The organism is Pseudoxanthomonas sp. J35, assembly GCF_000513995.1.
GTDB lineage: Bacteria > Pseudomonadota > Gammaproteobacteria > Xanthomonadales > Xanthomonadaceae > Pseudoxanthomonas.
This window is the reverse complement of the sequence record NZ_AZVB01000020.1, coordinates 1-20,824: the sequence shown is the minus strand read 5'-3', so window position 1 is coordinate 20,824 and position 20,824 is coordinate 1. Positions and strand designations below refer to the sequence as shown.

Genomic DNA, 20,824 nt, shown 5'->3' with positions numbered 1-20,824 from the left:
GCCCTCCGCCAGTCCGGAGGGCAGTTAAGCGCCGCGCGCGTCGCAGCAGGTAAAGGCGGGGTTATTTGCGGCCATGCCGGCGAGAACGATTCGGCACGAGCACATCGCCACACGTCATGACCGCAGCCGCGTGCGCCACCTCATGCCAGGCGCGCGCGTCGCGGCGGCGACGCGCGGGCCACGACGGGCCGCGCTCAGCCCGCGGGGAAGGCGCCGAAGCGCACCGGCAGCAGGCCGACGCGGCTGCCCGGGGTGTGCACGCGACCGGCATCCACCGGCAGTTCGATCTCCAGCTCCTGGCCCTCGCCTTCGTCCAGGCGCGCGCGGACCCGCATGCGCGGACCGCTGCGCTGCGCGGCCACCACCGTCGCCGACCAGCCGCCCTCGCCCACGCGCAGGTCCTCCGGACGCACGAACAGGTCCAGCTCGCCCTCGGCCGGCGTGTTGTCCACCGGCGCCGGCAGGGCCAGGCCCGCCACCTCGATGCGCTCGCCCTGGCGGCGTCCACGCAGGCGGTTCACCGCGCCGACGAACGAGTACACGAACGGCGAGGCCGGGCGGTCGTAGGCGTCCGCCGGCGTGCCCAGCTGCTCGATGCGACCATGGTTGAGGATGGCGACGCGGTCGGCCAGTTCCAGCGCTTCTTCCTGGTCGTGGGTGACGAACACCGTGGTCAGGCCGGTGCGCTCGTGCAGCTCGCGCAGCCAGCCGCGCAGGTCACGACGCACCTGCGCGTCCAGCGCGCCGAACGGTTCGTCCAGCAGCAGCACGCGCGGCTCGATCGCCAGCGCGCGCGCCAGGGCCACGCGCTGGCGCTGGCCACCGGACAGCTGCGCCGGATAGCGCCCGCCCAGGCCCTGCAGCTGCACCAGCGAGAGCAGCTCCTCCACCCGCGCGTCGATCTTCGCCCTCGGCCAGCGCTCCCTGCCGCGCCGCACCTTCAGGCCGAAGCCGATGTTGTCGGCCACGGTCAGGTGGCGGAACAGCGCGTAGTGCTGGAACACGAAGCCCACCCGGCGCTCCTGCACGCCCAGCCCGGTGGCGTCCTCGCCCCCGAACAGCACGCGGCCGGCGTCCGGATGCTCGAGGCCGGCGATCACCCGCAGCAGGGTGGTCTTGCCCGAACCCGACGGCCCCAGCAGCGCCAGCAGTTCGCCCTGGCGGATCTCCAGGTCGATCCCGTCCAGCGCCGGGAAGGCGTCGAAGCGCTTGCGCAGGTTCTCGATCTTGATCGTCATCGGGTCGTCCTCAATGGCGGTGGTTGGCGGCCAGCGATTCGCCGTGGCGCCACTCCAGCCAGGTCTTCAGCACCAGCGTGACCAGCGCGCTCAGGGCCAGCAGCGAAGCGGCGGCGAAGGCGGCGCTGTACGCGTATTCGTTGTAGAGGATCTCCACGTGCAGCGGCAGCGTGTTGGTGCGGCCGCGGATGTGGCCGGAGACCACCGACACCGCCCCGAACTCGCCCATCGCCCGTGCCCCGCACAGGAGCACGCCGTACAGCAGCGCCCAGCGGATGTTGGGCAGGGTGACCCGCCAGAACGCCTGCCAGCCGCTGGCGCCCAGGCTCAGCGCGGCCAGCTCCTCGTCGGTGCCCTGCTGCTCCATCAGCGGCATCAGCTCGCGGGCGATGAACGGGAAGGTCACGAACACCGTGGCCAGGACGATGCCCGGCAGGGCGAAGATGATCTTCGGCAGGTGGAGGTGGACCTCGCCCAGCAGCGGCAGGCTGCCACGCCAGCCCTCGTCGATCAGCGGCCAGGCCCAGCCCTGCGCGCCGAAGATCAGCACGAAGATCAGGCCGGCCACCACCGGCGACACCGCGAACGGCAGGTCGATCAGGGTCACCAGCCAGCGCTTGCCGGGGAATTCGTGCTTGGTCACCACCCAGGCCGCGGCCACGCCGAACACCAGGTTCAGCGGCACCACGATCGCGGTCACCAGCAGGGTCAGGCGGATCGCCGCCATCGCGTCCGGGTCGGTGACGGCGCGGGCGAACGCCTCCACGCCGCCGCGCAGCGCCTCGGCGAACACCAGCACCAGCGGCAGCAGCAGGAAGGCCAGCAGGAAGCCCAGCGCGGCCAGGATCAGCAGAACCTGCACCCAGCGCGGCTCGGTGGTCGGCGAGGCCGGCCTGGCGGAACTGCGACCGTGTCTGCGCTCCAGCACCTGCTCACCCGCGTCTACGGCAAGGACGCCATGCACTGTACCACCCATGTCAGTTCCCCCTGCCGCGCTCGCGGCGGGCCAGCCGCGACTGCAGGGTGTTGATCACCAGCAGCAGCGCGAACGACAGCAGCAGCATCGCCACCGCGATCGCGGTCGCGCCGGCGTAGTCGAATTCCTCGAGCTTGATCGTGATCAGCAGCGGCGCGATCTCCGACACCTGCGGGATGTTGCCGGCGATGAAGATCACCGAGCCGTACTCGCCCACGCCGCGGGCGAAGGCCAGGGCGAAGCCGGCCAGCACCGCCGGCCAGGTCGCCGGCAGCACCACCTTGCGCACGATCTGCCAACGGCTGGCGCCGAGCGTGGCCGCCGCCTCCTCCAGCTCGCGCTCGACCTCGGCCAGCACCGGCTGCACCACCCGGACCACGAACGGCAGGCCGATGAACACCAGCGCCACGGTGATGCCCAGCGGGGTGTATGCGACCTTGATCCCGGCCGCCTCCAGCCAGCGGCCGATCCAGCCGGTTGGGCCGTACAGCGCGGTCAGGGCGATGCCGGCCACCGCGGTGGGCAGGGCAAACGGCAGATCGATCATCGCGTCGAACAGGCGCCGGCCCGGGAAGCGGTAGCGCACGAACACCCACGCCACCAGCGTGCCCATCACCGCGTTGAACGCCGCCGCCGCCAGCGCGGTGCCGAAGCTGATCTTCAACGCCGCCAGCACCCGCGGCTCGGTCCAGGCGCGCCACAGGCCGTCCCAGCCCAGCTGCGAGGAATACACGAACACGCCGGCCAGCGGGATCAGCACGATCAGGCCCAGCCAGGTGAGCGTGTAGCCCAGGCTCAGGCCGAAGCCCGGGACGACGCGGCGACGGCGGCGCGCACGCACGGCCACGCCGCCCGGCGGCGGCGTGGCGTCCCGGCGCGGGAGGGCCGGGTTCGAACTCATGGGTCGTTCCGCTGCATCGGGTGGCGGCCGCCGGTCACTTCTTCGCCTGGATCTGGTCGAACACGCCGCCGTCGGCGAAGTGCTTCTTCTGCGCCGCGGCCCAGGAGCCGAACACCTGGTCGATGGTCACCAGCTCGACCTTGGGGAAGCGCGCCACGTCGGCCGGGTCGGCATGCTGCGGATAGCGCGGGCGGTAGTAGTTCTTCGCCGCGATCCGCTGGCCTTCCGGCGAGTACAGGTACTGCAGGTAGGCCTGCGCGACCTCGCGGGTGCCGTGCTTGTCGACGTTGCGGTCGACCAGCGCCACCGGCGGCTCGGCCAGGATCGACAGCGAGGGCACGACGATGTCGAACTTGTCCGGGCCCAGCTCCTCGATCGACAGGAACGCCTCGTTCTCCCAGGCCAGCAGCACGTCGCCGATGCCGCGCTGGACGAAGGTGGTGGTCGAGCCGCGCGCGCCGGTATCCAGCACCGGCACGTTGCGGAACAGCGCGGCGACGAAGTTGCGGGTCTTGTCCTCGTCGCCCTTGAAGATCTTCAGGCCGAAGGCCCAGGCGGCAAGGTAGTTCCAGCGCGCGCCGCCAGAGGTCTTGGGGTTGGGCGTGATGACCTTTACGTTGGAGCGCAGCAGGTCCGGCCAGTCCTTGATGTTCTTCGGGTTGCCCTTGCGCACCAGGAACACGATGGTCGAGGTGTACGGCGCGCTGTTCTCCGGCAGCCGCTGCTGCCAGTTGGCCGGCAGCAGCTTCGAGCGCTCGGCGATCGAGTCGATGTCGTAGGCCAGGGCCAGGGTGACCACGTCGGCCTCCAGGCCGTCGATCACCGCGCGGGCCTGCTTGCCCGAACCGCCGTGCGAGGCCTCGATCGCCACCTTCTGGCCCTTGGTCGCCTGCCAGTGCCTGGCGAAGACGGCGTTGAACTCGCGGTACAGCTCGCGGGTCGGGTCGTAGGAGACGTTGAGCAGCTGCGCGTCCTTGGCCAGCGCGCCCACGGCCAGCACCAGGCCGAAGACGGCGGCACCGATCCGGATCGCGGACCTGCGCAGGTTGGACTTCTTCATGTGCATGCTCCGGTTGTGGCGCCAGGTCAGAACGCGACCTGCAGCCGGGTGAACACCGCCTTCTCGTCCCTGCGGTCCGCGCCGCCGGCGGCGCCGCCGTCGAAGCTCGTCTGCAGGTAGTTGGCGACCAGTTTGAGGTTGCTGTTGAGGTACCAGTTCACGCCCACCGTCCAGGTCTGGGCGCCGCGCGCCGACACCGCAGGATCGGCGAACAGCGGGAAGGCGGCGGCGTCGACGTCCAGCTCGCCGTAGCGGCCGACCAGTTCCCACGCGCCCCAGCCACCCTTGCCCGGGTTGAACGGGCTGGCGGGCTTGGCCACGCCGCGGTAGGAGGCGTCCTCGCCGGTCAGGACCCAGCTGACCGTGGCCTGCCAGGCGTCGTGCTCGAGCTCGGCGCGGGTGCCGGCCACCGCCACTTCCTGCGCCGACTCGATGTACTCGGCCAGCACGCCGAAGCGGTTGCGGTAGAAGTAGCCCTGCGGCGACCAGCGCGTGCGGCGGCCATCGGCGGCGACCGTGCCGCGGTAGCCGAAGAACTGCTGCTGGCCCGGGGTGCGGTAGCGCGGCAGGAAGTTGTTGCCGCTGCCGCTGACGTCGCCGACGCTGCCGCCGATGCCGAAGCCCAGCCCGGACCAGAAGCCCGGGTCGTTGCGGAACGGCTCGAAGAACAGGCGCGTGCCGTACTCGAACTCGTCGTCCGGGTTGGTGGTGACCGCGTCGCGGCCGTCGACCGCGCCGTTGAACACGCCGACCGCATAGGACACCGTGCCCTTCGCCAGTTCGCCCTGCAGCTGCACGCCGATGTCGCGGTTGGGCGCCAGCTCGCTGGCGATGCCGCGCTCCACCGCCGACAGCGCGGACGAGGACTGCAGCCGCTCCAGGCCGACCGGCGAGGTGAACTTGCCCAGCCGCACCGTGGCGGCCGGCGAGAACTTCAGGTCGGCGTAGGCGTCGACGATGCTGGCGCTGTCGCCGGCGAATTCCGGGGTGAAGCGGTAGCCGATCCACTTGCCCAGCGTGCCCTCGATGGTCGGGCGCGCGGTGCGCAGCAGGAAGGTGTCGTTGGCACCGGGGGCGCCGCTGTTGAAGAAGCGGCCGTCGCCCTGCAGCAGACCGCGGAAGCGGAACTCGTAGTCGCCGTTGGCCGACTTCAGCGAGGCGCCACGGCTGCCGACCGCCACTACCGGGGCTTCCTTCTCCCTGGCCTGGCGCGCCTCCTCCTGCAGCTCGAGGTTGCGTTCCAGCGCGCGCAGGCGCTGGTCCAGCGCGGCCAGGTCGAGCCCCTCTTCCCCACCTTCCGCTGCGGCAGTGCCTGCGCCGTAGCGCTGCTCCAGCTGTGCGAGCCGTCGCGCCAGCTCCTCCAGGGTCGGCGCCTGCTGCTGGGCCGCCGCCGGCACCGCCAAGGCGCAGGCCAGCGCCCCGGTCAGCCACAGCGGCGACCTCCCGCCGGCACCCTGCACTCGATTGTGTCGCTGCATTGCCCTTGCCCCTGCGTCATGGCCCATGGCCGGTAACAGGATAGTCCCTATTCAGCTTGACCACGGGAAATGAATCAGGGGCCACCCCTTATAGCCGATGGCCATTAAGCCGGCGTGGCCCGGGCGGCCGGCTTAGAATGGGCGCTTTCCCTTTCCGAACAAGGATCTGTGATGTCCGAGGCCGCCCTCGCCCGCTACGCCACCCAGCTCGAAGGCCTGCGCCAGCAGGGCCTGTTCAAGGCCGAACGGATCATCACCAGCCCCCAGTCGGCCGAGATCGAGCTGGCCGACGGGCGCAAGGTCCTCAACTTCTGCGCCAACAACTACCTGGGCCTGGCCGACCACCCGGGCATCATCGCGGCGGCCAAGGAGGCGCTCGACAGCCACGGCTTCGGCATGGCCTCGGTGCGCTTCATCTGCGGCACCCAGGACCTGCACAAGCAGCTGGAGGCGAAGATCGCGGAGTTCTTCGGCACCGAGGACACGATCCTCTACGCGGCCTGCTTCGACGCCAACGGCGGCCTGTTCGAGCCGCTGCTGGACGAGAACGACGCGATCATCTCCGACGCGCTCAACCACGCCTCGATCATCGACGGCGTGCGCCTGTGCAAGGCGAAGCGCTACCGCTACGCCAACTGCGACATGGCCGACCTGGAGAAGCAGCTGCAGCAGGCCCGCGCCGACGGCGCGCGCACGGTCATGATCACCACCGACGGCGTGTTCTCGATGGACGGTTTCATCGCCCCGCTCGACGGGATCACCGCGCTGGCGCGCAAGTACGACGCCCTCGTGCACATCGACGAATGCCACGCCACCGGCTTCCTCGGCGCCACCGGCCGCGGTTCGGCCGAGGTCAAGGGCGTGATGGACAAGATCGACATCTTCACCGGCACCCTGGGCAAGGCCATGGGCGGCGCGCTGGGCGGCTTCACCACCGCGCGCAGGGAAGTGATCGAGCTGCTGCGCCAGCGCTCGCGCCCGTACCTGTTCTCCAACTCGCTGCCGCCGCACGTGGTCGCCGCCGGCATCAAGGCGTTCGAGATGCTGTCCTCCGCCGGCGAGCTGCGCACCCGCCTGCAGGAAAACACCGCGTACTTCCGCGAGCGCATGACCGCCGCCGGCTTCGACATCAAGCCGGGCGTGCACCCGATCTGCCCGGTGATGCTGTACGACGCGCCGCTGGCGCAGCGCTTCGCCGGGCGCCTGCTCGAGGAAGGCATCTACGCGATCGGCTTCTTCTTCCCGGTGGTGCCGCAGGGCCAGGCGCGCATCCGCACGCAGATGAGCGCCGCGCATACGCGCGAGCAGCTGGACCGGGCGATCGACGCGTTCACCCGCATCGGCCGCGAGCTGGCCGTCATCAAGGGCTGACGACAGGGGCGTGCCGGACTCCGGCGCGCCCCGCCCTCATGCGCCGCGGTTCAGTCGGAGCCCTTGTCGCGGCTCTTCGACTTGTTCCTGTCCGGGTTCTGCGCGACGAGCTTGCCGTCCTTCTTGCCCTCTTCCGGGCCCTTGGACACGCGCAGGCCACGGGCCTTCATCCAGTCGTCGAAGTCGTCGGCGCTCATGGCCTTGCCGTTCTGGGTCATGTTGAAGCGGTAGGTGTATGCGTCCTTCGCATCGGCCGCCTTGGCGGCCGGCGCTGGCACGGCCTGTGCGGCCTGCGCGCCGGGCTGTTCGCGGATGCTGGCGCAGGCGGCGAGCATGGCCGTGGCGGACAGGATCAGCCAGGCGCGGACGACGCGTTCGGTGCTGGACATACGGACTTCCCCCGGAGATGCGGCGAGGCGAGTCTAGCCTCGTCCGGGAGCGGAAAAACATGCCTGCAAGCCCCGGCGCCCAAGCGGATTCGCAGCTTGCCACCGGCGTCCCGCGCGAAGCGTGCGCCCGCGCTCAGTCCGCCGGCGGTTCCGGCAGGGCCGGGGGCGGATCGGGCAGCGCCATGGCGGGCGCGCCCTTGCTGATCTTCATGCCATGGCGCTTCATCCAGGCATCGAAGTCGTCGGCGGTCATCTGCACCCCCTCCTGCTCCATGTCGAAGCGGTAGGCGTACGGGTCGTCCGGGTCGAGCAGGATGACCGCTTCCGGATCCTCCTCCACGACCTCGGCCACCACCGGTTCGCGGACACGGTTGCCGGCGCAGCCGGCCACCAGTGCGGCGAGTGCAAGCGTGGCCAGAAGGCGTGCGGGCGCGATTGTCGTGGGCATGGCGGCTCCGGCGGTGCGCCCGTAGAGTCGGGCTTGCCCGACTCCCACGCCGGATGTGCGTGGGCGCATGGGGGAGCCGCGGGCGATACCGCAGTCTAGGCGCTGGATGCGCGACGCCAGCGTCGGCGGCGATGGCGGGCCGGGAAGCCGTTAATGCGGAAGAAAGCTGGCAAGCGTGCGCGGTGGAAAGTCCGTCCCCTCCCCGCTTCCGGGGACGCGGGAAATGACGGCGGATTCAGTTCGCGGCGCCGCGTGCGGATTCGCCGGCATCGGCGGAGGCCGGCGCCAGCGCATCGCGTTCGCCCGCGTCGAGTTCCCGCCACTGGCCCTTGCCCAGCGTGCCCAGCTGCAGGTCGCCGATGGCCACCCGCACCAGGCGCATCACGCCAACCCCGAAGGCCGCCAGCAGGCGGCGGATCTGCCGGTTGCGGCCCTCGTCGAGCACGATCTCCAGCCATGCATTGCGCGTGCCGCTGCGCAACAAGACCGCCGACCTCGCACGCAGCCGCTCGCCCTCTTCCCCCACGCCCTCGCACAGCGCCGCCAGCAGCGCCGCATCGGGCACCTGGTCGACCTGCACGTGGTAGGTCTTCTCCGGGCCGTGCTGCGGATCCAGTACCCGCGCCGCCCACTCCGGATCGTTACTGAAGAGCAGCAGGCCTTCGCTGGCCTTGTCCAGCCGCCCGACCGGCGCCAGCCATGGCAGGCCGCTGCCGTCGAGGCAGCGGTAGACCGTGTCGCGGCCACGCTCGTCGCGCGCGGTGGTGACCAGGCCGCGCGGCTTGTTGAGCACCAGGTAATGTCGCCGCGGCGGCTGGGCGTCGAGGCCTTCGACCTGGACCCGGCGCATGCCGTCATCGATCGGATGCTCCGGATCGAGGACCACGCGGCCGCCAACGCGCACGCGCCCGGCACGGACCCAGCGCTCGGCCTCGCTGCGCGAACACACGCCCGCCTTCGACAGCACCCGCGCCAGGCCATGCCGGCGCGGTGCATCGGCGGGTTTACCCGAAGGCTTTGGCCCCGGCGGACGGGAGCGCGTCCCGCCCTTCATGGCAGACCGGGAAGGTTCAGTTCGCCGGCGCCGCGGTCGCTGCCGCAGGCGCGGCCGCCGGGGTGGCGGTGGTCGGCTTGCCGGTGGCCACGCGCGCGCCGCGGGCCTTCATCCACGCCTCGAACTCGTCGACGGTCATGCGCTTGCCGTCCTGGGTCATGTTGAAGCGCCACGGCGTGTTGTCGAACTCGGTCTTCGGCTTGTAGGCCGCCGGCAGCGCTTTGGCGACGTTGCGGCAGTTCTCGATGCGCAGGCGCAGCAGCACGCGGTCCAGCGACTGCGCGCTGTCGAACTCCGGGGTCAGCACGCCGCTGGGCATGCCCAGCTGCGAGGTACGCGAACCCAGTTCCATGGCCACCGGCACGACCGCGGTCGACGCCAGCGGCAGTGGCTGCTGCAGCGAGGAGCCGGAGCAGTCCGGCGCGGCGATCGCGGCGGCCGGCATGAGGGCGAGGCCGAAGAAGGCGGCGGCAAGAGCGCGCATGGGGATGCTCCAGGACAGGAATGCGACCGAGTGTAGGCAGCGCCCGGGGTCGATTCAAGGACGAATGCAGGCCGGAGCGTGCAGTTGCCAGCGCGCGCACGTTTTCGCGCGCGGCGCCGCGCCGCCGCCCGGAAAAAAACAAGGCCCGGCGATGCCGGGCCTTGTGGTCTTGCAGCTTGGCGTCCGATCAGTTCTGGACGTTCAGCTCGGTACGGCGGTTGGTCTCGCTCTTGCAGCCCGGCAGGGTCTGCGGGGTCGGCTCCAGCGGACGGCTCTCGCCGTAGCCAACCGGACCGGCCAGACGCGAGGCGTCGATGCCGTTGCTGGTCAGGTAGTCGTACACGGTCTTGGCGCGACGCTCCGACAGCTTCTGGTTGTAGGCGTCCGGACCGCACAGGTCGGTGTGGCCGGCGACTTCAACGCGCAGCTCCGGATAACGACGCAGGATCTCGGTCGCCTCGCCCAGGATCGCCAGGGCGTCCGGACGCAGGGTGGCCTTGTCGAAGTCGAAGTTCACGCCCTTCAGGTCGATCGAGACCGGGACCGGGCAGCCGTCCGGACCGACGATGGTGCCGGCAGCGGTGCCCGGGCACTTGTCGTCGCAGTTGTTGACGCCGTCGCCGTCGTCGTCCAGGTCGGCACAGCTCGGGGCGACCGGGGTCGGAGCCGGCGGCGGGGCGGCGACCGGGGCCGGGCCCAGCGGGATCACCAGGCCGATCGAGGCCAGGACGTCGCCGAACCAGTCTTCGTTCGGGGCGTTGACGCTGCGGTCGTCGAAGTCGGCGCGGTAGGCGACTTCAGCGCGCACGGCGACGCGGCTGTCGAAGGTGGTCTGCAGGCCGACGCCGACCTTGGCGGCCAGGTTGCCTTCCTCGCGCTGCTGCGGCGAATCCGGGCTCGGGAACGCGTCCCACTCTTCCTCGGCGCGCTGGTAGCCGACGCCGAACAGGAAGTACGGGTTGTACGCGCGGCCTTCCTGGATCAGGTGGCGGCGGAAATCCAGCGAGACGCCGTACTGGCTCCAGTTGAGGTGCTTGTTGCTGTTCAGGCCCGGGTTCTGGTGGTTCAGCTCGGCATCGAGCGACCAGTTCGGGCTGATGAACTTGCCCATGCCCAGGGTCAGGAAGGGAACGTCCTCGGTGCCGCGGTCGCTGTCCTGGAAGTTGAATCCCGCCGAACCGGTCAGGTACCAGCGGTCGTCGAACTCCTGCGCGGAAGCAGCCTGCGCAACGGCGAGGCCGCCGAGCAGCGCAGCGGTCAGAAGTTTCTTGTTCATCGTGTAGCTCCTTGCTGATTCGGGGTTTGGAAACCGGATTGCCGATTTAACGCATCAATACGAAAACGAATCTTTGCGGCAGACATCCAGACGGCCGTGCTGCACGTCGTCCCGCGGAAGCCTATTCGGGACCAGGTGAAGACAGTGTTAACAGTAACATAACATGTGAAAACCGTCGATCCGTTCTCACTCTGCTTATTGCGCCCCGGATGCGCAAGCGTTCCAAGGGTTTCCCCGGGGTCTGGAAACGGGCAAACGCATGGCGCGGAGTCCGGCGGCCACCTTTATGCCCGGCCGGCGCATACTCGGTCGCTTTCTTCCCCCAGACCGGACACCGCCATGGCCGAGGAAATGAAAGCCGTCGCCCTGACCCGCCACCTGCCGATCGACGACCCGGACGCGCTGCAGGACCTGCGCCTGCCGCGGCCCCAGCCCGGCCCGCGCGACCTGCTGGTCCGCGTCGAGGCGGTCTCGGTCAACCCGGTCGACGCCAAGCTGCGGGCGCCGAAGGCCGGCGCGCCGGCGATCCTGGATCCGCCGCGGATCCTCGGTTTCGACGCCGCCGGCGTGGTCGAGGCGGTGGGCGGGGAAGTGGAGCTGTTCCAGCCCGGCGACGAGGTCTATTACGCCGGCGACGTCACCCGTCCCGGCTGCAATGCGCAGTACCAGCTGGTCGACGAGCGCCTGGCCGGGCCGAAGCCCACCACCCTGGATTTCGCCGAGGCCGCGGCGCTGCCGCTGACCACCATCACCGCCTGGGAACTGCTGTTCGAACGCATGCCGTTCGATTTCGACGCCGAGGAAAACGGGCGCAGCCTGCTGGTCATCGCCGGTGCCGGCGGGGTCGGCTCGATCGCGATCCAGCTGGCCCGGCGCGCCGGTTTCAAGGTGATCGCCACCGCCTCGCGTCCGCAGACGCGGCAGTGGTGCGAGCAGATGGGCGCGCACCACGTGGTCGACCACCGCCAGCCGCTGGCGCCGCAGCTGCAGGCGCTGGGCTTCGACAACGTCGAGGCGGCGATCAACCTGGCCGACACCGACCGCTACTGGGAGCCGCTGGGCGAACTGCTGGCGCCGCAGGGCCATGTCGGCCTGGTCGTGGAGCCCACCGGCGCGCTGCGCATCGGCAACCCGTACAAGGCCAAGTGCATCGGCATCCACTGGGAGTTCATGTTCGCCCGGCCGAAATTCCGCACCGCCGACATGATCTGCCACCACCGCATCCTGTCCCGCGCCGGCAGCCTGGTCGAGGCCGGCGAATTGCGCACCACCCTTACCGAGGTACTGGGGCCGATCAACGCAACCAACCTGCGCGAGGCCCACCGCCGCATGGAATCCGGCGCCACCATCGGCAAGCTGGTGCTGGTGGGGTGGGACTGAGGGCGGGAGTCCGCTGGCCCGAACGCCGGAACCGTGGCTGGATAACCGGAGCGAGACGCCGCGATTCTGCGGCGCGGATTTTTCACAGGCCGTGAAATCCATCGCCCGGTTCCCTGAGCGGCGATATTCGCTGGCCGCACGGGAAAACCGGCGCAGGCTTCCATCGGAAAGGTGCCTGCGCCGGTCTGGGCGCTGGTGTCCCAGGCCGGCAGCGGAAACACCGGGCTTTCGAATTCCTGCGCGACTTCCAGCAGTACAGGTAACAACCGGCGCTCTCCCCTGCCCCTCTCCCGCGGGGAGAGAGGGTACGGGGGTCGACGCTTGCCATGGGAGAAGTTTGGCGGGAGGATGCGCGATCCGTACGCATGCGTATCCGCCATGACGCCAGCTGCAACCGCCGCTTCCGCCACCCCGTACCCGCACCTGTTCCAGCCGCTGGACCTGGGGTTCACCACGCTGCGCAACCGCGTGCTGATGGGCTCCATGCACACCGGCCTGGAAGACCGCGCCCGCGACTTCCCGAAGCTGGCCGCCTACTTCGCCGAGCGGGCCGCCGGCGGCGCCGGCCTGATCGTCACCGGCGGCTTCGCCCCGAACGTGGAAGGCTGGCTGTCCCCGTTCGGCGGCAAGCTGTCCTGGCCCTGGGAAGTGGCCCGCCACCGCCAGGTCACCGCCGTCGTCCACGGACACGGCGCCAAGATCTGCATGCAGCTGCTGCATTCGGGCCGCTACGGCTTCCACCCGCTGGTGGTGGCGCCGTCGAAGCTGAAGGCACCGATCAGCCCCTTCACCCCGCGCGCCCTCACCGCCCGCGGCGTCGAACGCCAGATCCGCGCCTTCGCCAGCGCCGCCGCCCGCGCCCGCGAGGCCGGCTACGACGGCGTCGAGGTGATGGGCTCGGAGGGCTACCTGATCAACCAGTTCACCGCGCCGCGCACCAACCGCCGCAACGACGCCTGGGGCGGCAGCGCGGAGAAGCGCATGCGCTTCGCGGTGGAGACGGTGCGCCGGGTGCGCGAGGCCTGCGGCCCGGACTTCATCCTCATCTACCGGCTGTCGCTGCTGGACCTGGTCGAGGACGGCAACGCCTGGGACGAGGTCGTCGCCCAGGCCAAGGCCGTGGAGGCCGCCGGCGCAACGATCATCAATTCCGGCATTGGCTGGCACGAGGCGCGGGTGCCGACCATCGCCACCTCGGTGCCGCGCGCTGCCTTCGCCGGGATCACCGCCAGGCTCAAGCCGCACGTCTCCCTTCCGCTGGTGGCGGTCAACCGCATCAACATGCCCCACGTGGCCGAGGCGATCCTCGCCGGCGGGCAGGCCGACATGGTCTCGCTGGCGCGCCCGCTGCTGGCCGACCCGGAATGGCCGAACAAGGCCCGCGCCGGCCGCGCGCGGGCGATCAACACCTGCATCGCCTGCAACCAGGCCTGCCTGGACCACATCTTCGTCGGCAAGGTCGCCAGCTGCCTGGTCAACCCGCGGGCCGGCGCCGAGACCGAACTCAACTACCTGCCCACTACATATAAGAAGCGCATCGCGGTGGTCGGTGCGGGCCCGGCCGGCCTGGCCTGCGCCACCGTCGCCGCGCAGCGCGGCCATGCGGTGACCCTGTTCGACGCGGCCGACGCGATCGGCGGCCAGTTCAACCTCGCCCGGCGCATCCCGGGCAAGGAGGAATTCAACGAGACCCTGCGCTACTTCGGCGAACGCATCGCCGAAACCGGGGTGGAGCTGCGCCTGGGCACCGTCGCCACCCCGGCGGAACTGGCCGGCTTCGACGAGATCGTGCTGGCCACCGGCATCGTGCCGCGCCGGGTCGACTTCCCCGGCGCCGACCACCCCAAGGTCGCCGGCTACATCGACGTGCTCACCGGCCGCACCGTGCCCGGCCGCCGGGTGGCGATCATCGGCGCCGGCGGCATCGGCTTCGACGTGGCCGAGTTCCTGGTCCACGAGGGGGTGTCGCCCAGCCTGGACGGCGAACGCTGGCGCGCCGAATGGGGCGTGGATTTCGACGGTGGCAGCCGCGGCGGCCTGGTCCCGCCGCGCCCGGAACCGCCGGCACGCGAGGTCTGGCTGCTGCAGCGCAGCCCCGGCCGCCCCGGCCGCAGGCTGGGCAAGACCACCGGCTGGATCCACCGCGCCACGCTCAAGGCCAAGGGCGTGAAAATGCTCGGCGGGGTCGAGTACCTGGGCGTGGACGACCAGGGCCTGCACCTGCGGGTGGACGGCGCCGAGCAGTGGCTGCCGGTGGATACGGTGGTCGTCTGCGCCGGCCAGGAGCCGCGCCGCGACCTGCAGGCCGCGCTGCAGGCCGCCGGCACCACGGTCCCGGTGCACCTGATCGGCGGCGCGGACGTGGCCGCGGAGCTGGATGCCAAGCGCGCGATCGACCAGGGGAGCCGGCTGGCGGCAAGGCTCTGAGGGCGCTGAGGGCGCGGGAGCTCATGCGCTGGCAGTCGGGCAAGCCCGACTCTACCGGGGCGGTCTGTTTCGGCGCCGGCCTCTCCACCGGCTCCTCTCCCGGCGGGAGAGGGGCTTCCCGGCCCCGCCTCCACGTGGGTTCGGGGTGAAGGCGTCGTCGTTCAGCCGTGATGGCCGCCGGGGGCGGCGGCATCCGTTTTGCGCAACCGACTGAATACGCAGGAGATTTTCCGCGCGTCTCATTTCCGGAGCCCATGCCCGGAGCTCATTTCAAGCTGGCTCGTTCAGTTTCCGTTGGGAAACCGGCACCTATCGTGCGCGCCATCTCGGGCCTGCCCCCCCCTTCTGGCAGGCCACGCCGGCCCTCCATATTCGCCGGCAACCCGGGCGGCCCCGGAACCAATGGCCGCCTCCCCATGACGCCCCGCGTCGCCCCGCCACGGACCCCGTGTCCACGGCAAGGCGTCGCGCAGACGGAGCAAGGAGACAATATGAAACTGGCGTGGATCCTCTGGCTGTCGCAGCTCCTGCCCCAGCCGGCCGCCGACTCGTTGTGCCTGAGCACCACCGTGTACCTGGAAGCGCGCGACCAGAGCGTGCGCGGCCAGGAAGCGGTCGCCGAGGTCGCCCTGCGTCGCCGCGACAGCGGCCTGTGGGGCAATTCGATGTGCGACGTGGTCACCGCGCGCAAGCAGTTCGCGCCGACCATCGTCTCGCCCAACACCCGCCTGGCCAACCTCAAGGCCTGGGACCGGTCCGTGGACGTGGCCCTGCGCGCCGAGCGCAACTGGGCCCTGCCGGTGGGCCAGCGCCGCGAGATCGTGCCCGGCGCCAGCCACTTCGCCGCGCATGCCATCGCGAGCCCGGCGTGGAGCAATGCCTACCAGGTGGCCACGATCGGCGACCACACCTTCTACCGGGTGCAGCGCCTCAAGCCCCAGCCCCCCCGCACCTGACGGCCGCGCAAGCCGGGCCCGTGCAACGGGCCGTTGCGCCGCCCCGCCATGCACGAACGATGGCCGGCCCGCGATAATCGCGGGTCCTTGTCCATCCCAAGTGCAGGGGAACACATGAAGCTCTACACCAAGCCCGGCGCCTGCTCCACCGCCGTCCACATCGACCTGTGCTGGACCGGCCAGGCGTTCGAACTCCAGGTGGTCGACGCCGACTACATGAAGTCGCCGGAGTTCCGCGCGCTCAACCCGTCCGGCGCGGTGCCGGTCCTGGTCGACGGCGACTTCGTCCTGACCCAGAACGCCGCCATCGTCGGCTACGTGGCCGACAGCTTCCCGCAGGCAGGCCTGGCCGGCGATGGCAGCGTGCGCCAGCGCGCCGAGGCGGCCCGCTGGCTGGCCTTCGTCAATTCGGACCTGCATCCGGCGTTCAAGCCGATCTTCGGCCCCGGCAACTACATCGAGGACGCGGCCCAGCACGACGCGCTCAGGGCCGCCGCGCGCAAGCGCGTGCGCAGCCTGTTCGAAGTGGCCGACCGCCAGCTGGCCGGCCGCACCTGGCTGGCCGGCTTCCGCAGCTACGCCGATCCGTACCTGTACGTCACCACGCGCTGGGCCGAGCGCACCGGCGTCGACCTGTCCGGCCTGGACAACCTGGCCGCGTTCCGCGCGCGCATGGATGCCGACGCCGGCGTGCAGCAGGCGTTGAAGGCCGAAGGCCTGGCCTGAGCGGGCCGGCCCCGGCAAAGACCCCGCGGCCGGCGCGCGCCGGCCGCGGACGCTACGAGGCGACCGGCGACAACGCGCGCAGCCAGTCCGCCGCGAAGGTTTCGCCCTTGCCCTTGGCCAGGGCCTCGCGGAATTCCGGCAGCAGCGCTTCCAGTTCGTCGGCGGTCGTGCAGCGTTCGATCTTCAGCTGCATGAAGTAGCCGCGCAGGCCGAGGTGGGCGCGCACGGCCTCGCTCATCTTCTCGTAGAGCAGGATGTACTTGCCCGACTGCGCCGCCGAGGCGTCGTCGGTCGCCTCCGCGTCGACGACCGCCTGCGCCTCGAGGGCGGCGACGGCCGCCGCTTCCGCAGGCTCCGGTGCCGCCGCCGCGCCCCCGCGCGGCGTCACCACGTCCAGCACGCCGGCGGCATTGAAGCCGGCCGGCACCAGTTCGATCAGGCCCTCTAGGGCCAGCTGCTCCAGCGCATCCGGTGGAGCCTTCATGTCGTTGATGAGCGCACGCAGCTGCGCTGGCCATCGACCATCAACAAAATCGTGCGCAGCTGCGTCGGCAGCTTGCGCGTTCTCTGGCTGATTTCTTCCCTACCGGCCTCTGTCTTTCGATACATCACCTCGCGCATGGCCCCCCTAAGGCGTCTGCGCATTGCCGTGATCCTCTTCATCCCCGCCGATCCAACGGAACGAATTCCTGGTCCTCGGGCCCGGTGTAGTTGGCACTGGGCCGGATGATCTTGCCATCGATCCGTTGCTCGATCACATGGGCGCTCCAGCCGGCAGTACGGGCGATCACGAAAAGCGGGGTAAACATGCTCGTGGGTACGCCCATCATGTGGTAGCTGACCGCGCTGAACCAGTCGAGGTTGGGGAACATCTTCTTGATCTCCCACATAACCGCCTCCAACCGCTCGGCAATGTCGTACATCTTCATGTTCGACTGCTCGGCGGACAGTTCCCGGGCGACCTGCTTGATGACCTCGTTGCGCGGATCGGAAACGGTGTACACCGGGTGGCCGAAGCCGATCACCACTTCCTTGCGTTCCACACGGGCGCGTATGTCGGCTTCGGCCTCGTCCGGGGTCTCGTAGCGCTTCTGCACCTCGAACGCGACCTCGTTGGCGCCGCCGTGCTTGGGACCGCGCAGCGCGCCGATCGCGCCGGCGATGCAGCTGTACATGTCCGAGCCGGTGCCGGCGATGACGCGCGAGGTGAAGGTCGAGGCGTTGAACTCGTGCTCGGCGTACAGGATCAGCGAGGTGTGCATCGCCTTGATCCACGACTCGGGCGGCTTCTCGCCGTGCAGCAGGTACAGGAAGTGGCCGCCGATCGAATCCTCGTCGCTGTCCAGTCCGATGCGCACGCCGTTGTGGCTGTAGTGGTACCAGTACAGCAGCATCGGGCCCAGCGAGGCCATCAGCTTGTCGGCGATGTCGCGCGCGCCGGGATGGTTGTGGTCGTCCTTCTCCGGCGCCAGGCAGCCGAGCACCGACACGCCGGTGCGCATCACGTCCATCGGGTGCGCCGACGGCGGCAGCTGTTCCAGCGCGGCGCGCACGCCGGCCGGCACGCCGCGCAGCGACTTCAGCTTGGCCTTGTAGCCGGCCAGTTCTGCGCGGTTGGGCAGCTTGCCGTGGACCAGCAGGTAGGCGATTTCCTCGAATTCGCAGGCGCGGGCCAGGTCGAGGATGTCGTAGCCACGGTAATGCAGGTCGTTGCCGCTGCGGCCGACGGTGCACAGCGCGGTGTTGCCGGCGGCGGTGCCGGACAGGGCCACGGACTTCTTCGGCTTGAACGGCGTGGCGGTGGCGGTGGTCTCGCTCATCTTCATGCTCCTGGCTCGGGGGCCCGGCCGCCTCGGCGTCGGGCTGGATGCGTTACTTCTTCGCGGCGAACAGCGCGTCGAGCTTCTGTTCGAAGGCGTGGTAGCCGATGCGCTCGTACAGCTCCTCGCGGGTCTGCATCGTGTCGACCACGTTCTTCTGGTGGCCGTCGCGGCGGATCGATTCGTACACGTTCTCGGCGGCCTTGTTGGCGGCGCGGAACGCCGACAGCGGGAACAGCTGGATGGCCACGCCGGCCGAAGCCAGTTCCTCGCGCGAGAACAGCGGGGTCTTGCCGAACTCGGTGATGTTGGCCAGCACCGGCACCTTCACCGCGTCGACGAAGCGGCGGTAGGTGTCCAGGTCGTAGGCGGCCTCGGCGAAGATGCCGTCGGCGCCGGCCTCGACGCAGGCGATGGCGCGCTCGATCGCCGCGTCCACGCCGTCGACCTGGATCGCGTCGGTGCGCGCGACCAGGAAGAAGTCCGGATCGGTCTTGGCGTCGGCGGCGGCCTTGACCCGGTCGACCATCTCGCCCTGGCTCACGATCTCCTTGCCCGGGCGGTGGCCGCAGCGCTTGGCGCCGACCTGGTCCTCGATGTGGCATGCCGCGGCGCCGGCCTTGATCAGCGACTTGATCGTGCGCTCGATGTTGAACGCGCTCGGGCCGAAGCCGGTGTCGATGTCGACCATCAGCGGCAGGTCGCACACGTCGGTGATGCGGCGGGTGTCGACCAGCACGTCCTCGAGCGTGTTGATGCCCAGGTCCGGCAGGCCGAGCGAACCGGCGGCGACGCCGCCACCGGACAGGTAGATCGCCCTGTAGCCGGCGCGCCTGGCCAGCAGGGCGTGGTTGGCGTTGATCGCGCCGATCACCTGCAGCGGGGATTCGGCGGCGAGGGCGGCGCGGAACTTCGCGCCCGGGGAAGAGATGGCCATCGGAGGATTTCCAGCGCGCGCGGGGAGTGCACGCGACGCCGGCAATGTGTCACCCTGTCACCGGTTGATCAATCTTGATCGTTCCAATCAATGATTCCGGTATGGACAGCGACCTGATCCCGGCCCGCGAAGCCTGCCGGATCCTCGGCATCAGCCCGGCCACGCTCTACGCCTACGTGAGCCGCGGCCTGCTCGAGTCGCGCCCAGGACACGACCACCGCAGCCGGGTGTACCGGCGCCAGGACGTCGAGCGGCTGGCCCAGCGCAAGCGCCTGGGCCGCGGTCCGGCGCGCGGCGCCGCGCAGAGCCTGGACCGCGGCCTGCCGGTGCTGGAGACCCGGATCTCGCTGATCCGCCCTGACGGCCCCTACTACCGCGGCCGCTCGGCGGTGGCCGCCGCCCACGCCGGCGCCACCCTCGAGGACACCGCCCGCCTGCTGTGGGACTGCGGCAGCCAGGACCCGTTCGCCAGCCCGCCCGGCGACTGGCCGGCGCGGGTCGCTCCGCTGGCCGGCGACACCTCGCTGCCGCCGCTGAGCCGGGCCATGGCGGCGATCCCGCTGCTGGCCCTGCACGTGCCCCACTCCTTCCAGGCCGACCAGCCCACCCGCCGCGCGGTGGCCGCGACGCTGCTCCGGCAGAACGCCGCGCTGCTGGTCGCGCAGCGCCCGGCCGGCCCGGTGCACCACCTGCTTGGCGAAGCCTGGCGCCCCGGCGACGCGGCCTTCGCCAACCTGGTCCGCGCGGCGCTGGTGCTGTGCGCCGACCACGAGCTCAACGTGTCCGCATTCGCCGCGCGCGTGGTCGCCTCCACCGGCGCGCACCTGCATGCCACCGTCTGCGCCGGCCTGGCCGCGCTGTCCGGCCCGCGCCATGGTGGCGCCACTGCGCGCGCATTCGCCCTGGTCGAGGACGCCAGCGCCAGCCACGTCCTCGAGCGCTTCATCGCCAGCCGCTGGCAGCGCGGGGAGGACCTGCCCGGCTTCGGCCACGCGCTGTACCCGCACGGCGACCCGCGCGCCGGCGCGCTGCTGGCGATGCTGCGCGAGGCGCCGGTGGACCCGGGGAAGATGTGCCTGCTCGAAGCGGTGATCGAAGCGGCGGCCAAGGCCAGCGGGCGCAAGCCGAACGTCGATTTCCTGCTCGCCGCGATCTGCTGGACCCACGACCTCGGACCGGCGCCGGCGCTGTCGATGTTCGCCGCCGGACGTCTTGCCGGCTGGCTCGCGCATGCGCTGGAGCAGCAGAGCCTGGGCCGCCTGATCCGGCCGCGCGCCCGCTACACCGGCCTGCAGCCGGACGCGGACGCGGACGTGCCGCACGATTGAGGCTAGTCTCAACTTCCAAGTGCAACGCCTAACCCTTAAGGTTCAGGCATGGCTCGAGCATACACACACCTGTCAGCCGAGGAGCGCGGCTTGATCATGGCCGAGACGCTCCGAGGGAGCACCGGGGCGGCGATTGCCCGGATGCTGGGTCGTTTCCCGTCGACGGTGGCGCGCGAGCTGCGGCGCAATGCGCAGGGCGGGCGTTACGATGCGACGCTCGCCGGCAGGGCCTACCGCGAGCGCCGCGAGGCCTGCGGACGGGCCTGCAAGCTGGTCGAGGGCAGCGCGCTCTACACCCGGGTTCGCGACCCGATGAATGAGAGAGGCCTTCGGGTGCGGTTTTTGCCCTGGTCCGGATCGGCGACATCGATCCAACAAGACCGTCCACGGAAATGCAGTCTGGCTTTCGTTGCCACCGACCACTGAGCGAACAGCAGCACCGCAGCAGAGCAGCAGAGCAACAACACCACAACGAGGAAGCAGCAATGCCTGAAGCTCAAGGCAAGGACGTCATGCACCCCGGGTTGACGGGAAGCTCCCCACGGAACTGTTAGGCGGCAACCATCTCAGTTGGT

General features: G+C 70.4%; 19 protein-coding genes and 1 pseudogene. 7 read left to right on the top strand and 13 right to left on the bottom strand.

What is annotated here, in order from left to right:
- Positions 1 to 194 precede the first annotated feature (194 nt).
- The 5 genes from PSEJ35_RS0110795 to PSEJ35_RS0110775 are packed head-to-tail and all read right to left on the bottom strand — an operon-like array spanning position 195 to position 5,653.
- Positions 195 to 1,238 carry a sulfate/molybdate ABC transporter ATP-binding protein gene (locus PSEJ35_RS0110795; protein WP_028917801.1) on the bottom strand — a complete coding sequence of 348 codons (1,044 nt, stop codon included), beginning with the start codon at positions 1,236 to 1,238 and terminating at the stop codon, positions 195 to 197.
- Positions 1,239 to 1,248: 10 nt separating this feature from the next.
- The gene (gene cysW, locus PSEJ35_RS0110790) at positions 1,249 to 2,166 is read right to left on the bottom strand and encodes a sulfate ABC transporter permease subunit CysW (protein WP_028917800.1); all 918 of its coding nucleotides are present in this window, start codon (positions 2,164 to 2,166) and stop codon (positions 1,249 to 1,251) included.
- A 49-nt stretch (positions 2,167 to 2,215) separates the two neighbouring features.
- Complete coding sequence (cysT, locus tag PSEJ35_RS0110785) at positions 2,216 to 3,115, bottom strand: sulfate ABC transporter permease subunit CysT (RefSeq protein ID WP_232207638.1); 900 nt, start codon at positions 3,113 to 3,115, stop codon at positions 2,216 to 2,218.
- A gap of 34 nt (positions 3,116 to 3,149) precedes the next feature.
- Entirely contained in the window at positions 3,150 to 4,175 is a 1,026-nt protein-coding gene (locus tag PSEJ35_RS0110780) for a sulfate ABC transporter substrate-binding protein (protein WP_037083097.1), read from the bottom strand.
- A gap of 26 nt (positions 4,176 to 4,201) precedes the next feature.
- Positions 4,202 to 5,653, bottom strand: a complete 1,452-nt coding sequence (locus PSEJ35_RS0110775; protein ID WP_028917797.1) for a porin — start codon at positions 5,651 to 5,653, stop codon at positions 4,202 to 4,204.
- Positions 5,654 to 5,824: 171 nt separating this feature from the next.
- Between PSEJ35_RS0110775 and kbl the strand changes: the two genes are divergently transcribed.
- On the top strand, positions 5,825 to 7,024 hold the full coding sequence (kbl, locus tag PSEJ35_RS0110770) for a glycine C-acetyltransferase (RefSeq protein WP_028917796.1): 1,200 nt from the start codon (positions 5,825 to 5,827) through the stop codon (positions 7,022 to 7,024).
- A gap of 50 nt (positions 7,025 to 7,074) precedes the next feature.
- Here the strand turns inward: kbl and PSEJ35_RS16045 are convergent, their stop codons facing one another.
- From PSEJ35_RS16045 to PSEJ35_RS0110745, 5 genes and pseudogenes are all read right to left on the bottom strand, one after another.
- A complete protein-coding gene (locus tag PSEJ35_RS16045) occupies positions 7,075 to 7,413 on the bottom strand; it encodes a hypothetical protein (RefSeq protein ID WP_051412650.1) in 339 nt (112 codons plus the stop codon).
- Between the two features lie 133 nt (positions 7,414 to 7,546).
- The gene (locus tag PSEJ35_RS0110760) at positions 7,547 to 7,861 is read right to left on the bottom strand and encodes a hypothetical protein (protein WP_028917795.1); all 315 of its coding nucleotides are present in this window, start codon (positions 7,859 to 7,861) and stop codon (positions 7,547 to 7,549) included.
- Between the two features lie 235 nt (positions 7,862 to 8,096).
- Entirely contained in the window at positions 8,097 to 8,915 is an 819-nt protein-coding gene (locus tag PSEJ35_RS0110755; protein ID WP_028917794.1) for a pseudouridine synthase, read from the bottom strand.
- 16 nt (positions 8,916 to 8,931) lie between these two features.
- Positions 8,932 to 9,399 (bottom strand): hypothetical protein, encoded by a 468-nt coding sequence (locus PSEJ35_RS0110750; RefSeq protein ID WP_028917793.1) that lies wholly within the window; start codon positions 9,397 to 9,399, stop codon positions 8,932 to 8,934.
- Between the two features lie 256 nt (positions 9,400 to 9,655).
- Positions 9,656 to 10,675: pseudogene (locus PSEJ35_RS0110745) on the bottom strand (OmpA family protein); the annotation flags it as partial.
- 351 nt (positions 10,676 to 11,026) lie between these two features.
- On the opposite strand from PSEJ35_RS0110745, the gene PSEJ35_RS0110740 reads away from it, so the two are divergent.
- From PSEJ35_RS0110740 to PSEJ35_RS0110725, 4 genes are all read left to right on the top strand, one after another.
- The gene (locus PSEJ35_RS0110740; RefSeq protein WP_028917791.1) at positions 11,027 to 12,055 is read left to right on the top strand and encodes a zinc-binding alcohol dehydrogenase family protein; all 1,029 of its coding nucleotides are present in this window, start codon (positions 11,027 to 11,029) and stop codon (positions 12,053 to 12,055) included.
- Positions 12,056 to 12,433: 378 nt separating this feature from the next.
- Positions 12,434 to 14,482, top strand: a complete 2,049-nt coding sequence (locus tag PSEJ35_RS0110735; RefSeq protein ID WP_028917790.1) for an NADPH-dependent 2,4-dienoyl-CoA reductase — start codon at positions 12,434 to 12,436, stop codon at positions 14,480 to 14,482.
- 491 nt (positions 14,483 to 14,973) lie between these two features.
- Positions 14,974 to 15,438: a cell wall hydrolase gene (locus PSEJ35_RS0110730; RefSeq protein WP_028917789.1), complete on the top strand. Its 465-nt coding sequence runs from the start codon at positions 14,974 to 14,976 to the stop codon at positions 15,436 to 15,438.
- A gap of 114 nt (positions 15,439 to 15,552) precedes the next feature.
- Positions 15,553 to 16,164: a glutathione S-transferase N-terminal domain-containing protein gene (locus PSEJ35_RS0110725; protein WP_028917788.1), complete on the top strand. Its 612-nt coding sequence runs from the start codon at positions 15,553 to 15,555 to the stop codon at positions 16,162 to 16,164.
- Between the two features lie 52 nt (positions 16,165 to 16,216).
- Here PSEJ35_RS0110725 and PSEJ35_RS16040 read toward each other — a convergent pair whose 3' ends face one another.
- The 3 genes from PSEJ35_RS16040 to prpB form a co-directional block, all read right to left on the bottom strand.
- Positions 16,217 to 16,648 (bottom strand): hypothetical protein, encoded by a 432-nt coding sequence (locus tag PSEJ35_RS16040; RefSeq protein ID WP_232207637.1) that lies wholly within the window; start codon positions 16,646 to 16,648, stop codon positions 16,217 to 16,219.
- 175 nt (positions 16,649 to 16,823) lie between these two features.
- Positions 16,824 to 17,984 (bottom strand): 2-methylcitrate synthase, encoded by a 1,161-nt coding sequence (prpC, locus tag PSEJ35_RS0110715; protein WP_028917787.1) that lies wholly within the window; start codon positions 17,982 to 17,984, stop codon positions 16,824 to 16,826.
- A 52-nt stretch (positions 17,985 to 18,036) separates the two neighbouring features.
- Complete coding sequence (prpB, locus tag PSEJ35_RS0110710) at positions 18,037 to 18,921, bottom strand: methylisocitrate lyase (RefSeq protein WP_028917786.1); 885 nt, start codon at positions 18,919 to 18,921, stop codon at positions 18,037 to 18,039.
- Between the two features lie 101 nt (positions 18,922 to 19,022).
- On the opposite strand from prpB, the gene PSEJ35_RS0110705 reads away from it, so the two are divergent.
- Positions 19,023 to 20,249: a citrate synthase family protein gene (locus tag PSEJ35_RS0110705; RefSeq protein WP_037083094.1), complete on the top strand. Its 1,227-nt coding sequence runs from the start codon at positions 19,023 to 19,025 to the stop codon at positions 20,247 to 20,249.
- A gap of 48 nt (positions 20,250 to 20,297) precedes the next feature.
- Entirely contained in the window at positions 20,298 to 20,675 is a 378-nt protein-coding gene (locus PSEJ35_RS16035; RefSeq protein WP_084635518.1) for a helix-turn-helix domain-containing protein, read from the top strand.
- The last annotated feature ends 149 nt before the right edge of the window (positions 20,676 to 20,824 follow it).